10 protein-coding genes and 2 pseudogenes are annotated in these 13,787 nt (G+C 36.1%); 1 reads left to right on the top strand and 11 read right to left on the bottom strand.

Features of this window, described 5'->3' with window-relative positions; all coding sequences use genetic code 11:
* Nucleotides 1-4 precede the first annotated feature (4 nt).
* The 5 genes from zorB1 to F909_RS17590 form a co-directional block, all read right to left on the bottom strand.
* The gene (zorB1, locus tag F909_RS17570) at nucleotides 5-736 is read right to left on the bottom strand and encodes a type I Zorya anti-phage system protein ZorB1 (protein WP_005145631.1); all 732 of its coding nucleotides are present in this window, start codon (nucleotides 734-736) and stop codon (nucleotides 5-7) included.
* Between the two features lie 18 nt (nucleotides 737-754).
* Nucleotides 755-2,815, bottom strand: a complete 2,061-nt coding sequence (zorA, locus tag F909_RS17575; protein WP_005145629.1) for an anti-phage ZorAB system protein ZorA — start codon at nucleotides 2,813-2,815, stop codon at nucleotides 755-757.
* A gap of 428 nt (nucleotides 2,816-3,243) precedes the next feature.
* Nucleotides 3,244-4,254, bottom strand: a complete 1,011-nt coding sequence (locus tag F909_RS17580) for an HNH endonuclease domain-containing protein (protein WP_005145627.1) — start codon at nucleotides 4,252-4,254, stop codon at nucleotides 3,244-3,246.
* Nucleotides 4,247-4,831: a class I SAM-dependent methyltransferase gene (locus F909_RS17585; protein WP_005145626.1), complete on the bottom strand. Its 585-nt coding sequence runs from the start codon at nucleotides 4,829-4,831 to the stop codon at nucleotides 4,247-4,249. Before F909_RS17585 ends, F909_RS17580 begins: the two co-directional genes overlap by 8 nt.
* Nucleotides 4,832-4,997: 166 nt before the next feature.
* The gene (locus tag F909_RS17590; protein WP_005145624.1) at nucleotides 4,998-7,874 is read right to left on the bottom strand and encodes a type I restriction endonuclease subunit R; all 2,877 of its coding nucleotides are present in this window, start codon (nucleotides 7,872-7,874) and stop codon (nucleotides 4,998-5,000) included.
* A gap of 119 nt (nucleotides 7,875-7,993) precedes the next feature.
* On the opposite strand from F909_RS17590, the gene F909_RS0120110 reads away from it, so the two are divergent.
* Entirely contained in the window at nucleotides 7,994-8,305 is a 312-nt protein-coding gene (locus F909_RS0120110; RefSeq protein ID WP_005145623.1) for a hypothetical protein, read from the top strand.
* Between the two features lie 19 nt (nucleotides 8,306-8,324).
* On the opposite strand, the gene F909_RS17595 is transcribed toward F909_RS0120110, so the two are convergent.
* The 6 genes and pseudogenes from F909_RS17595 to F909_RS17615 form a co-directional block, all read right to left on the bottom strand.
* Entirely contained in the window at nucleotides 8,325-9,482 is a 1,158-nt protein-coding gene (locus tag F909_RS17595) for a PD-(D/E)XK nuclease family protein (RefSeq protein ID WP_005145621.1), read from the bottom strand.
* 60 nt (nucleotides 9,483-9,542) lie between these two features.
* Nucleotides 9,543-10,229: pseudogene (locus F909_RS21720) on the bottom strand (restriction endonuclease subunit S); the annotation flags it as partial.
* Nucleotides 10,221-10,706 (bottom strand): annotated as a pseudogene (locus F909_RS21715) (restriction endonuclease subunit S); the annotation flags it as partial. The pseudogenes F909_RS21715 and F909_RS21720, both read right to left, overlap by 9 nt.
* Entirely contained in the window at nucleotides 10,706-12,274 is a 1,569-nt protein-coding gene (locus F909_RS17605) for a type I restriction-modification system subunit M (RefSeq protein ID WP_005145616.1), read from the bottom strand. The pseudogene F909_RS21715 and the gene F909_RS17605, both read right to left, overlap by 1 nt.
* Before the next feature lie 205 nt (nucleotides 12,275-12,479).
* The gene (locus F909_RS17610) at nucleotides 12,480-12,704 is read right to left on the bottom strand and encodes an AlpA family phage regulatory protein (protein WP_005145615.1); all 225 of its coding nucleotides are present in this window, start codon (nucleotides 12,702-12,704) and stop codon (nucleotides 12,480-12,482) included.
* An 82-nt stretch (nucleotides 12,705-12,786) separates the two neighbouring features.
* Entirely contained in the window at nucleotides 12,787-13,704 is a 918-nt protein-coding gene (locus F909_RS17615; protein ID WP_005145614.1) for a recombination directionality factor, read from the bottom strand.
* Between the last annotated feature and the right edge of the window lie 83 nt (nucleotides 13,705-13,787).

Raw genomic sequence — 13,787 nt, 5'->3', positions numbered from 1 at the left:
CTTATCACCTTGCTAATTGGCATGTTTCAACAGGTGCTGAAACAAAATGTGGTTGAGGCTCAGCATTATCTTTTTCTTTTAAACCATAAAACTGCATACGAAGTTCAACACGCCGTGAAGCTTCTTTACTATCTTTTGCTGAGTTAAAAGAAACTCCACCTGCTAAGAATAATTGCTTAACCAGATTCTTTTGTGTGTCAGTCAAACTTAGTCCCTGACTAAATTTTGGATCAAGTAAACTACACATCACCCATTCAGAACGACGTAAACTTAAATTTAAGTTATAGAGATAAGAACCATCCGTATCTGTGAAACCCTCAATGACAATTTGCTTAAACCATTTTTTTCCATTTTCACTATTCGCAGCATCCAACACTATTGGTACTAGAGTATTTAAAGCTTCTATCCCTGCAGCATTCAACCTGTAATCGTTATGACCAAAGCGCCCAGCCTCACCAAAATTGATTCGATTATCTTTGCAATCTACAGTAATAATTTTATTTTTTAACGCTGCATCATTTTGGATACTCGTACAAATATCTAAAATCTCTGAGCTCCTCTCTTTCTCCGCTTGTGTTGCTTCATTAATTTTTTTGGTTACGACCATCAATGAAACTGCCATCACCACTAGAAACAATGTCATGAGCGCAGTCATTAAATCTGCAAAAGAAATCCAAAAAGGTTTTTCACCCTCATCTTTTATGCGTGGTTTTTTAGAGTACCTATTACCTAACATTAATCATGCACTCCAAAATTAGTTTTTCTTTTTATGTACAAGATCTTCCAGATCTTCAACAAACTCACTCAAGGCATCTACACCAGTAGAAAGACGTTTTACTGCTTGATCTAATGTATTATCAAAAGCACCCAAAGAATGATTTAAGCTCGTCTCAACAGAGGCACCAAAACTTTCAAAGCTTTTAACCAATACATCATTGACCTGTTCAAGATAATCCTGCATTTCTTTCTTAACTTGGTTAAGAGCAACTGTCATCTGATTCATATCTTTAAGCATTTCAGTACTCATACTCGCTTCGGATTGGGCCTGTTTAATCAAGCTATCTAAGGTGCTGATTGCCTGCTTAATACTGTCTTGCGAATTTTTGTATTCATTTAATAAAGTGATTAAATTACTGCTTGCTGTTGTTAAATGTGTTGATGTAGTACTCACTTCACCAATTAAACGAGTGGTTTTATCAGCCACAGTAATTAATGATTCACCTGCTGTATTAAACTTATCAGAGGCTAAACGTATTTTTTCAGCACCATTGTTCATGCCTGTAATACTTTCTGTCGTTACTTGAGCAATTTTTTGAATATTTTCTTTATATGCTTGAACTGCATCCTGACTATGAACAATAAGATCTTTAATCTCAGAGCCAAGGTTATCAATCAAAATTGATGAATGTTCATGAAGTTTTTGCTGATTTTCTATAACTACACGGTCTTGTTCCATACGTTGCCTAGCAACATCTGACATTAATTCAGACATAGTGCCACCAAGTCCCATCATCAATTCAGATACTTTATAATTTAACTGCTCAATAGCTTGTTGACCCTGTTCTCCAATTTTAACAGTACTCTGAGATAAGTGCTCAACCATTAAATTCATCTGGTCAGACATTAGATTTTGTTTTACTTGAATTTCCTCGATCATTTTTGACATCTGAGTTTCTAAAGTCTTGGTCGAAGCTTCACTGTTCGTCTTCATTTCTGTCAACAATTGAGAAAAACCGAACTGCATCTCTCTCATTGCAGACACAGATTGAGTCATCATCTCACTCATACCTGTCATTTGACTGCCAAATGTTGACTCTAATTTACTCATAAATGCAGTTAGTACATCGGTCATTAACTCTTGTACTGCAGAGCCTTGATCACCACTAACCTGCTGAACACTTGCAGCAATTTTATCTAATGGGGCTTGTAAAGTATCGGTAATTGATTGCCCAATTTGTGTCGCCATATCTTGGCTTGTTTTTGTATAACTTTCACTTAATTGTGCAGTAAATGCTAATTGATTCTTCTTGTTCTCCTCTACCAAATTAGTCATCATTGCCTTTAAGTCATTCACAAGACTATCTTTTAACTGACGTGCATTTGTTTCATTTGCTTCTGACGACCTTAAAAGCTTAGCTAGATATTCTTCACCAGTAGCATCCGTTTCAAAAATTTGATCTATTTCAGTGGTTAAAGTTTCTAGACTTTCATAACACTTTCTTAACCACGACTTTTCTCTCCAAGTAATAATCATAGCTGTTGCAATCGCTAAACCTGAAGCCATAAATGCTTCACTCACACCAGCCAATAATAGACCCAAACTATCTTGAACTTTTGATGGATCTCCTGCAGGATCAAATGCTAACAAACCAAATAAAAGACCAGCAAATGTGGCGATGATACCAACACCTGTGATAATTCCTGGTAAGTGCTTATAAAATTCAACTTTTAAAGGGGTATCAACAATAACTGTTTGAGAAAAGAAAACATCACTAGAAGCTGTAGCTCTAGAAGATACCAATAAATCTTCACCATCTACTGTTTCATAAATATCATGAAAAGAGTTCTTATAATTTAACCAAGCATGTTGTAGAGGGGTATCATGTTCAAACTCTGAATCTAGGATATTTTTACTTGAGCTCGCATCTTTTTTAGCAGCCTGTAATGCGTTAATTATCGTCAACAATTTATTATTTAGATTTTTTGCAGGTTGGATATACTTTGTAAAGAATCTAAATCCAATCCACAAAACAAAAATAAGCATTGATATTGGAATTATAAAATAATTTTGTAGAAATTCAGCAAAAGCTAACATCTCTAGTCCTCTAAATAATTTAATCTTATAAATACTAAAAGCTATAAATTAATAAACAAGTAAAAGTTAACATTTCAAAAGCATTTGCTTTACTTGCTCAGATAATAGCAGCTTTGTTTTCCAATGCTGCAAAGTACAACTTATAGGAAATTTACGTATTGACTATAATACTGTTAATTTTTTAACTTTTGGAAAACATAATCTTAATTTAAATCATATTTTTAAATTTTAAATAATCATAAAAGCTCAATACGACACAAAGTGTCGTAGCAATCTCAGCAACAACCGAAGTTAAGTTTATATAGGACATTATTTCCTTAAATAAATTGAAATAATTCCTATTTAGATAGAAAAAATAGATGTTTTAATAATGATACATAAAATTCCAGCGAAGCATCCAATTGTTCAATTAACAATCATTTTAAAATTTATAAGCCATACCATACTAAATAATTATTTTCTTTTCCTTTTTCATAAGCCCATTCCGCCACTTTATATGATCGTTCTTTATCTGTTAGAAAACCGAGTACAGATATCTTATCTACAATAATTAAGTCTTGCTCTTCATTCCGCTCCTGCCATTTATGCAGAAACTCATCTGAAGCTAGCAAATTACTTTTTTTAGAATTACAACTTGAGTCAGCTAATACAAAGTTATGCCCAGTATCAGATGGGTACATCGACCAAGGGATAAAATGATCGACAGCATAATTATTTCTTTTAATTTCTTTATTACAGTAAAAGCACTTACATTCCTGTAGTTCTACCAATACATTAGCAACAGCATTCAGCTGATTACGACTCGGCTCAAACATAAACTGTTCAAGGTTTGGCAGCTTATTTAGGATAGGCGCATTACAGTTATTCTTACGAATGTAATCAATCCATCGCTTCTGACAAAGTTCTTCAATAATTTCACTAAATTGCCTTAAGCAATACATGACTTGCGGCAAAAGTGTTAATTGCGTATTCGAGTATTCTAGTCGATATAAAAACTCAAAGTTTTGACTGTTGATATTTTGCAAATATCGTACTGGCATTTCTTTTACAGTTTTTGCCACCTGTTTTAGTAGCTTCAACCAAACAGATGTGTCCCGACGCAACAAACCAAGTGACGAATAACTTTGTCTCAGTAAAATAATTTGGTTTACGATCGCTGCTTGCTTACCATTATTCTGATTCAAAATCAGTTGCCCATCTTCATGAAAGGCATAAGGGACGGCTTGCTTCCAATATAACTCTATAAATTTTTCAGCGATATCTATGTACTCTAGAATTAAAGTACCACCCTCGTCCTCACCTTTTTCAATACTCAAACGGCTTAGGCTAATTAGTAAAGCAAATTTATAGGTACTACTAAAACTACCTGACTGGAGAATTAGCTGAATATTCTTTAGAAATTTAAGTTGCTCTTGTGCTGTAGGAATTACACTACGCATATTTTTTCCAAAGCAAATTGAGCCATTGCTCTTGCCGATCAGGACGCTGATCTACTGTAAGCCACTGCTTTATCGAGCTGACATTATTAAATTGTCTAAGTAGTGCTTCAGCTTGTATTTCGTTCAAATCTGTAAACTCCCGCCCATCTTTCTCTCGATCTGAATCCCCATATTTGAATGACATGTAGATCACGCCATTTGTTTTTAGTGCACAAAGCATTTTTTGAAGCACTTCAGCCAATCGATCTCGCTCACAGTGTAGCAATGATGCACAAGCCCAAATACCATCATAACGCTCAACTTCGTCCAGATCATAAAAACTGTAATGGCGCACATTAATACCAGTTAATTCATGCGCTTTATTTACAAGTTCTTCAGCGTAGTCACTCGCCTCAACTTCATAACCTTGTTTTTTAAAAGCAAAGCTATCTCGCCCCGATCCACAGCCTAAGTCCAATATTTTTGCTGCGTTTGGTAAGTGCTCTAAAAATGGCTGATACAAACTTTCCATATCTAGATTAAACGTAGATTCCGCAAATTCCTCTGCATAAATATTGTAATAATCCATTGTTTTCATTTAAATTATATATCCATCAAATTTAATCTATAAAATACAAAATAAGTAAGTAATGAATTTGACCCAAATAAGAGCACACTTTCCGAGTTAAGAACTTCCTTACCATACCTTCTTAAATATATATTTAAGTAATTCAACCATCAAAGTAGTGCTTAAATTACTCACATTAAGAACTTGTATCAAATTTTTCTATTAACTGACGTGTTTTAATCAATAAACTACTCAACACATTGTCTCTTTCAAACAACTTGACTTTATAGTTTGGCAACTCTTTCATTTCTTCTTTTCTTGGTAAGCGTTTATTGAATTCATAATTATCTAACACTTGCTTCATTACTTCAGGCTTTAGATTTTCTTGTTCACAAAAGTGCTGATAGGCTTGCTCTTTTTCCGCATCCCAAAACTGAGCAAAAGCCACTTGTACACTTTGCCCATTAATCATTTTTGGCATGTTTTCTTCGATGAATTTTTGTATCAAGTCTTGCTTATCATGCAAGCTAATATCACTGCCGATCAGATCATGTACTTGGGCTTCGTATTTCTTACGCTGCTCATCTGTTTCAGCATTCACTGCCATCTGTAGCAGAGTCAGAATATACCCCACATTGATACGATCACTGTGCAATAAATCTAATTGGAAGTCGACATCATCCAACACAGAGACTTTTTCTTTCTTGGTCGTTTTTCGAATCGCACGACAGAGATCGGCATATTTAGATGCAAAATTCGCAAAGTGCTGTTTATCAAGCCTAGTGTCGTCTTGATCATACTCAATGAAGGTCTGTAGCTGGGCGTTGTAGCGCATCACTTCACGGAATGCCTTGATGAACTCTAGTTGCTCATCCTCAGTCAGCAGGTCATCCACGGCTTGATAATCAGCAGTAATGGCAAACAGCTTTTCTACCGCTTGTTCATAATCTTGTTTGATTTCATCAAAACTTGGGACAAGAACCGTTTTTCTGGCTTCTTTATTTGAGAATAATGCTAATGCTTCATCTGTTGCACGTTTAAGATTACGGAAGCTAATGATGTTCCCAAACGGCTTTTTATCATTATAGACACGGTTTGTACGTGAAAAAGCCTGAATTAGACCATGATATTTAAGGTTCTTATCGACATATAAGGTATTTAAAGGCTTTGAGTCAAAACCTGTGAGGAACATATTCACAACCAGTAAGATATCAATCTGCTTTTTCTTTACTCGATCAGCAATATCACGGTAATAAGCATAGAATCCATCACCAGAGTTATAGTTAGTGCCAAACTGAGCATTATAATTGGCAATATAGCGATCCAATTTATCACGACTAGACTGATTTATTTGGTTCGGAGCATCAGTTGATTCTTCTTGAATCAATCCATTTTGGTCATTGTGCTCAACAGCTTCATTCGCACCGTAGGAAAAAATAGTCGCAATGGTGAGAGGTTTAAATAATCGACCTAGTGCTTCATCTTGCTGCTGCTTCTCAGCTTGTACCTTTTCAAACAGTTCATAATACTGCGTCAAGGTATCTACTGAACTGACACAAAACATCGCCGTAAATTCACGGTTCTTGGTTTTGGTGTCATGTGTCTCAACGATATAACGGGCAATCATTTCTAATCGCTGTGGATTATCATAAAGCTCTTTGGTATCTATCCCCTCAACATCTTCGTCATAATCGAGGTTATTCTGCATACCTTTAGCAGTATACTTGCCACGATAATCTATTTGGAATTGCAATACATTGCGGTCTCGAATTGCATCTACAATGACATATTGATGCAGACAATGATTGAATAAATAATCTGTGGTGAGTCTCAAACCTGCTTTGGATTGACTATTTTCCTCAAAGATCGGTGTTCCCGTGAATCCAAACATCTGCGCATTACTAAAGAACTTTTTAATGTTTTGATGAGTATCACCAAATTGACTACGGTGACATTCATCAAAAATAAACACCACTTTTTTGTCTTTTAGATAATTGATGTGTTCTAAATATCGATCAGTGCTGATGGCTCGATTTAACTTTTGAATGGTGGTCACGATCAGTTTGTCATGGCGTTGATCGAGTTGCTTCACTAAAGTATGCGTGCTGTCTGTACTATCCACACTCTCGGCTTTAAAAGCATTAAACTCACGTGAAGTCTGGGTATCAAGGTCATTACGATCCACCACAAACAGTACTTTTTCAACATCAGGCATTTTCATGATGAGCTGACTGGCTTTGAATGAGGTCAGTGTTTTACCTGAACCTGTGGTGTGCCAGATATAACCGTTTTGCTCTGAATTCTGTACATGGGCAATAATCTTTTGCACGGCGTAAATTTGATATGGGCGTAATACCATCAAACTTTTACTGGTTTCCAGCATTACCATGTATTGAGTCAGCATGTCTGTAAGATGCTTATGATTTAAAAAGGCATCAGCAAAATCGACAATTTCATTGATATGTTTATTGGCAACATCTGCCCACGGAAATGCAAACTCAATCCCAGTCGTACCATTTGAGTAATAGCGAGTATTTGCACCGTTACTAATGACAAAAAGCTGGATAAAACCAAACAGCCCTTGCCCTGCCCAATACGCTTCACGAATATAGCGTTGCGTTTGATTGAAAGCTTCGGCAATTTCCATACCGCGCTTTTTCAGCTCAATTTGAACTAAAGGTAAGCCATTCACCAATAATGTCACATCGAAACGGCTGGTTCGACCATTAAAATCACGATGATCTACCGTAATTTGGTTGGTGACTTGATATACATTTTTGCTTGGGTAATCTGATAAAAAGAAGATGTGCTTGCTTGAACCATCATCAAATTTGACAGGAAACTGATCACGTAGATTTTTTGCGCGTTCAAATACTGTGCCTGTATTTAGAAAGCTAATGACCTGCTTCCACTCAGTTTCTGAAAGTGGTGATAATCCGTTGGTTTTTTCAATTTGAGACTTGAGGTTAGCCAAAAGCTGAGCTTCATCCCTGATAACAACCTTGCTAAATCCCAAGCGTTCGAGTTGTGCTATGAGTTCATTTTCAAGTTGTGCTTCGCTTTGCGCTGTCATGCTTACCCTATTTAATTCTTTATATGTCATTTATGTCTATGATATTAATTCACTTAATGTTGAAAATAAATTGTTGATTAGTATAAATTTAAAGGTTTACACATAATGCTTAAATTCAAATGCTAATCAATTCAAAAGGCTTTACTTTTCTTACCCTAGTTCATGGCATTAATACCCAAGGGGTTATCACTCATCCCTATGTGGTGACACGTGGAAAAGATAAGGGATATTTTCAATATTCGATCAATGGAAGCAATACATTTAAAAGAGCTACCTTAATTGAATTACTGGATATGCTTATTAACGGGGAATTTAATGATATTGGTCGCATTCGGATGCGTTATATGGACTATCCCACGAAATATCAAAATAATGCCCTCTCTCCTGTCTTTAACAAATCAGAATTAATTGCTTTTAGAAAGACTATATAAGACTCAAAAACAGAGTGCATTAGCACTCTGTTTTTATTTTCCATTCTGTTTCAACTTTATTGAGTCCTACTTGAGTAAACACTAAAAATTGGGAGATTTCTTCAAGATTAAATTCATCAAAATCCCATTTCATACACCAAAATTTCTTATTCCTTTCATACCAAGGCTCACTAGCTTGAAATTTCACTTTCCTTAAATATTGCTTGAGCTTTTTGATAAGTTCATCATTTTGATTTTCAATATGGATATGGACTGAACAACTCATTGGATTTTTAGTTATATGTAGATTCAAAGTTGTATCTGTCCACTTATCTTTCCAATTACTGCCACTAAAACGTATAGCTGGATGGTTTTCTGCCCAAGTATGCCATTTCACAATAGGTTCAAAATCTTCACCAAGCTTATTTTTTATTTCATTATTAATATAATCAATGATTTCCTGATAGACACTATCTCTCAACTCCACTAGCTCTTGAATTTTTTTCATGTTCTGAACTACGAAATTTATACTTTCCATATTCGTTTCCAATAAGTCTACAAAGCTATCTAAATGTAATAAAAAATCACGCGCAAATATTCCCCACTTATTTATAGAAATTTTGAAGAACTCATGCGCCAATGCTGTTCTTATTTCCAAAGTCAAATCATTGTATGCCAAGCCTAACCACTGCTCCGCATAGCTTATGCCATCTGGGCATAAAATGAGGGGGACTAATTCTTTTTCAAAATAGCTTTCTTCTTTTTTTGTTAGATTACTAAATTCTTTTAATTTTTTTCCACCCCATGCCAAATAATCTGGGAAAGGGTTTTTCTGATAATGATAGACCTTAACCTCAACTATAATTAATGCTGTATCTGTTTCTACCCATAGATCAATAAAGTTACCTTTATCTGTTTTTTGTTGTGTAGATACCTTTAAAAAGCTTCCAAAATCAAAATCTTCATACTCTTCTTTATAATTCAAGCTATTGATGAAGCCATCATAAAAACTCGTTCCTAATCCATGCTTTTCATTTGGATTAAGAAAAAATGATAGAAGCTCAGTAATTGGATTTTCGTGATGATTTTTTAACGCCGTATCAAAAATTGTCATTTCCCTTTCAGGAATTTTATATTGCTGTGCTTTAAGCAATAAATTTTCATATCGTTGTAATTCTTTATCGTCTAATTCAGCCATGTTTCCCTCATCTAAAAAATAAAAAAGCCAAACCTCCTTATAAGATTTGGCTTTAAAAACTTAAACAAACATTTGCTGCAACAAGCCTTTTTTCCATTGTTTAGCTTGCTCAATTTGCTGTGCCACGACTTCAATTTTTTGGTCAATCGCAGAGATGAAATTGGCGATTTTGGTTTGTTCTTCTAAATTACTTGGGATAGTAATAGGAATTTCTGACATCACATTATTCATCAATTTGGGATTACCGACATAGGAAACGTATTTGTGAGTCACTTTATTTAATATTTCAGCAATACAAAGATTTGCGTATCCCTTCTTACTTAATAAAACACCGCAAACATTCGTGCAATAAAATTTGCCTTTTCTAAAATTTACATCACCTGCATTAGCGCCATCAGTTGTCCATGTTAGTGCATCTTCAAATAAATATTTTTTATAAAATCCCATCAAACCTTTTTGCTTAGTTTGAGAACTAAAAACTGGGTATTTATAATCTGTATCTGCAACTGATACCGTATTAGAAACCGCTAAAACCTGCCCCCTAGTTACATCAAAAATTTCTTTAACCGAAATATTTTCCCAATCCCCAAACTCACTTCCATCATCCGCTTTAAATCGAATCTGCTGACTAAACAACTTCTGCATCATACCTTGTTTATATTGGCTAAGTAGCTCATGTTTTTGAGTAAGTTGGCTAATCTTTTCATCGACTTCGGATAGGAAAGAGGCGATTTTGGTTTGTTCTTGAAAAGTGCACAGAAACAAAGGAATAGAGTTACAGTTATCTTTATTTAAGTAAGGTAACGCTGTTTTAGTAGCTACTTTTTCAATATAGTCTTGATTTTTAGAAAGAGCATTTAATACAAAAATTGAGCTATATTTATAATCATCTAATATAAATGCGTGTAATTGCTGATTAATTACAACTGGCTTTGTATTAATTGCAAATAAGCCTAGATCACCTACACATGACATAATCACAGAATTTATAGGAACAATTTTACTTCCTACACTTTTAGCTTCCTCTTCTGAAATATAATAGTTACTTCCAGTATCTGATACATAGGTTTTTCCTTTGAGATCAGGTGTTGTAACCCAAGGAATATCACCATCAAACAATTTAGGTTTATTTCTCCCCGGCACAATACATTGTGAAATATCGCCTATTTTCTTGCCCCTCCAATCCCCATTAAACTCTTTAAAACGTAATTTAGGTACAGACATCACTTCACCTCCGCAAACGGCGAAGCAATTCCAAGCTCTTTACAGAAATCTGAAATCACTGAATCAGTCTTTTGACTTTCAACTTCCAAAGCCTGCAACGCTTGTGCAATGGCATTTAGGTCAATCTCATCCTCAGCTTCAAAAGTATCGACATATCGCGGAATATTCAGGTTAAAGTCGTTGTCTTTAACTTCTTTTAAAGTCGCTACATAGGCATACTTTTCAATATTCTGACGGTTTTCAAATGCCCCAATAATATTATCCAAATGCTCAGGCAATAACTTGTTTTGATTTTTCTGCTTCTCAAACTCATTGCTGGCATCAATAAACAAAATATTGTCTTTATGCTCACGGTTTTTCTTCAACACCAAAATACAAGTCGGAATCGACGTACCATAGAAAATATTGGCAGGTAAACCAATGATGGTATCAATCACATTGAGCTGTTCAATCAAGTATTGACGAATTACACCCTCACTCGAACCACGGAATAAAACACCGTGTGGCAGCACAACAGCCATCGTGCCATGCTCATCCAGTTGATGTAGCATGTGCTGAACAAATGCCATATCCGCTTTAGAACTTGGCGCAAGTTTTCCATAAGCCGCAAAGCGTTCATCTTGTAAAAATAACGGATCAGCAGACCATTTTGCCGAAAATGGCGGATTGGCAACCACTGCATCAAAACGCTTGTCCAAATGCTGAGGACGAATCAAGGTATCTTCTTGCTTAATATCGAACTTGGCAAAATGCACGTCATGCAAAATCATGTTCATACGAGCCAAGTTGTAGGTAGTACGGTTCATTTCCTGACCGTAAATCATATCCACATCTTGCACTTCACGCTTTACACGTAACAACAACGAACCAGAACCACAAGTCGGGTCATAAACAGAACGTAAACGGGTTTTTCCTTGCGTCACGATCTTCGCCAGTAAAGTCGATACCGTTTGAGGCGTATAGAATTCCCCTGCTTTTTTACCTGCACCTGATGCAAACTCACCAATCAGGTATTCATAAGCATCACCCAATACATCCGATTCAGTATTGGAAATATCAAAATCAATATCGTCTAAATGACTGAGAACCTTAGCCACTAGCTCATTACGGTCACTCGCCGTATTTCCTAGCTTAGTGGAATTTAGATCGAGGTCTTCAAATAGATTGGCGAAGTCATCGGCAGAGTCAGAACCCAGCGTACTTTGTTCAATGGCTTTCAGCGTGGCAGCCAAGTCATCTAAAATAAATTCACCTTTACGACCACGTTCAGCAAGCGTATGGAATAGTTGCTTTGGTGTCAGCGCATAGCCGACTTCTTCAATGGCATTCTTTTTAATTTCTTCAATATATGGCACATGCTCAGCGTTATTTTCATCAAGCTCTAAAAAGCTAATGTCTTCGCCATCCAACAACTCGTTGGCAAAATTAACCGCTTTTTCAGATAAATATTTAAAGAAAATAAACCCAAGAATATAGTCACGAAATTCGTCTGCACCCATTTTGCCACGTAAGGTATTGGCAATATTCCATAGTTGTTTTTGTAGCTGTTGCAGTTGTACTTGGGTCATTGTTATAAAAATCCACATAGAAGAATGAAACGTGAATAGTTTACCGAAAATTAATTATTTTTCAGCTACATTTGCAAGATAAAAGACATAATTTGTCGTGCTTATTAGTGGTTTTTCCTTTGAACATCGGATCTGATTATTTAAGTTGCACCACTCCTAATCTTGCTAATCTATTCAAAACAAAAAAATAAGGGGGCATTCCCCCTTATTCTGCTCGCTGAGCGATTTTCAGTTCTAACCAATCATAGATTTCCTGAGATATCCAACCGATTCGATTCTGAGTTAAATGAAGTGGTTTAGGAAAGCTTGAATCGTAGTAATCAGATTTTGGATTAATGAGCTCATAGATGGTTGAACGGCTTAAAGCTGTAATTTCAATCACAGCTTTGATATTAAAAACTTGGTATTGGTATTCAGTAGAATGAATCATTGTGTTACTCCCAGTTTGTGATCGAGAGGTGGTTCTCTCAATACAAACCCGAGTTCTGTATTTTTCTGCCAATAGACTTGAGCTAATTTACAGCTCGTACACTTTGCCTAAGACTTTGTTTTATGCCTGTAGCATCATCCATTGCCTGATGAATAGATGCCGAATCAGACTGTACCTCAACAGCATTTTGCTGATCACTATAAAACTCCTCTACTATATCCAAGCCCTCTTCACCTCCTACCTCAAAACGGGCATTCCCATAACCTTGCCGTGCAACATGATCCAAAGCCTCCTGATAAAACCCTGCTACCTTGCTCTGTTCATCGATTTGCTTGGCTGAAATAATTGCTTCTTGCAAGTTGATTCCATCACGTAAAGTTAAGTCCACGTAGTAGATCGGAGTGCGATAGCTTTGTGTGGTGCTTTTACCTCTCAGAGTGAGTTGTAAAGGTAGACATGACAGAAGATCACCCGATGCGGCATGGTAGTAACGAAGACGGGCTGCCAAAGTGCGGATACTATTAAAACCTGTAGTTCTAAAAATGAAGGTTCCAAATTCATCTGAATCATCTAGGTTCGCATAGAGTCGTCCATAAGGTTTACATAAGCCTCCTTGTGCTAGTGGACATAAATCAGGTGATAGGCATGGGTGTTGTTCAACCCCGTTTTGTCCGATTCGCTGACAGGTTTCACCATTGCCTGTACAGATGGGCCGTCCTGTCTGACGGTCAAATAAAGTATATTCAGCTCGTAGATTCAGTTCAGGATCATTAAAGAGCATTCGGACTGGAATAGTTCTCAGTTTCTGGTTTTGGTTAGGGGCTTTGGCACGTAGCTGTTCATCTAATGGATGCTTAATCCATCCGTCTTTTCCTTGAATTTGACTGGTAATGGTAAATTGGTCATCCTTTTCAGGGAGTCGTTTACCATTCTTTTCTACGATCTTGCCGATACTGATACGTCCAAGTATAGGTGGTGTGATTGCTAGGCCTTTAATCATGAGATGAATCCTTGTTTTGTTAAATATTTACGAAGTCACGGTATTTACCGTAAAGCACTTCCTCTTCACCTATTCCTGTTCAG

Source organism: Acinetobacter sp. ANC 3929, from assembly GCF_000369405.1.
GTDB lineage: Bacteria > Pseudomonadota > Gammaproteobacteria > Pseudomonadales > Moraxellaceae > Acinetobacter.
The sequence above is the reverse complement of the archived record's forward strand: the minus strand, read 5'-3'. Positions and strand labels throughout refer to the sequence as shown.

Coding starts and splice junctions, on each gene's coding strand:
- zorB1 (WP_005145631.1), bottom strand. CDS start 736: ATGTTAGGTAATAGGTACTCTAAAAAACCACGCATAAAAGATGAGGGT.
- zorA (WP_005145629.1), bottom strand. CDS start 2,815: ATGTTAGCTTTTGCTGAATTTCTACAAAATTATTTTATAATTCCAATA.
- F909_RS17580 (WP_005145627.1), bottom strand. CDS start 4,254: ATGCGTAGTGTAATTCCTACAGCACAAGAGCAACTTAAATTTCTAAAG.
- F909_RS17585 (WP_005145626.1), bottom strand. CDS start 4,831: ATGAAAACAATGGATTATTACAATATTTATGCAGAGGAATTTGCGGAA.
- F909_RS17590 (WP_005145624.1), bottom strand. CDS start 7,874: ATGACAGCGCAAAGCGAAGCACAACTTGAAAATGAACTCATAGCACAA.
- F909_RS0120110 (WP_005145623.1), top strand. CDS start 7,994: ATGCTAATCAATTCAAAAGGCTTTACTTTTCTTACCCTAGTTCATGGC.
- F909_RS17595 (WP_005145621.1), bottom strand. CDS start 9,482: ATGGCTGAATTAGACGATAAAGAATTACAACGATATGAAAATTTATTG.
- F909_RS17605 (WP_005145616.1), bottom strand. CDS start 12,274: ATGACCCAAGTACAACTGCAACAGCTACAAAAACAACTATGGAATATT.
- F909_RS17610 (WP_005145615.1), bottom strand. CDS start 12,704: ATGATTCATTCTACTGAATACCAATACCAAGTTTTTAATATCAAAGCT.
- F909_RS17615 (WP_005145614.1), bottom strand. CDS start 13,704: ATGATTAAAGGCCTAGCAATCACACCACCTATACTTGGACGTATCAGT.